This window comes from Succinatimonas hippei YIT 12066 (assembly GCF_000188195.1).
Taxonomy (GTDB): Bacteria; Pseudomonadota; Gammaproteobacteria; order Enterobacterales; family Succinivibrionaceae; genus Succinatimonas; species Succinatimonas hippei.
Window position 1 is genome coordinate 1 of record NZ_GL830996.1, and the last position, 530, is coordinate 530.

Annotated in this window: 1 protein-coding gene; it reads left to right on the forward strand. The window is 43.4% G+C overall.

What is annotated here, in order from left to right; translation table 11 throughout:
- Positions 1-151: 151 nt before the first annotated feature.
- Positions 152-530 (forward strand): IS3 family transposase (locus HMPREF9444_RS05510; protein WP_187363653.1); only part of this gene is annotated, 379 nt, incomplete at its 3' end.

The following is a 530-nucleotide window of genomic DNA, read 5'->3' on the forward strand; positions in this document are numbered from 1 at the left end:
AAAAAAAAGAATTCAGGCAGCAAAGAAAGCAGCTCAAGGAAAGATTAGCCTCCGTAGAGCATGCGCTATCTTGCAAGTAAATCGAAGTTCAGTCTACAAGTCGTTAAAGCCTTCAAAGAAGGAAGCAAACGATCGAAATTTAGCTGAAAAGATGCGAACGATCCAAAGCAAACACAAAGGTTGTTACGGAATCGATCGCATGACCGGAGAACTTCGACGACAAGGTCTGCATGTTAATCACAAACGTGTTGCGCGAATTATGAAACTTTATAAGCTCAATGCAGTAATTCGCAAGAAACGCAATTACTTCTGCGAGGTTAAGCAGGCACGGCGCCAAGAGCTGCCGGGAAATCTGTTAGACCGAGAATTCCACGCAGATAAACCGGGACAAAAGCTTGTCAGCGATGTAACTTATTTATCTACAGCAGATGGACAATGGTGTTATGCATCTTTGGTGAAAGACCTTTGCACGTCGGAGATAGTAGCTTGTGTAACCGGACGAACTCAAAATTTGGGTTTGGGTATGCAAA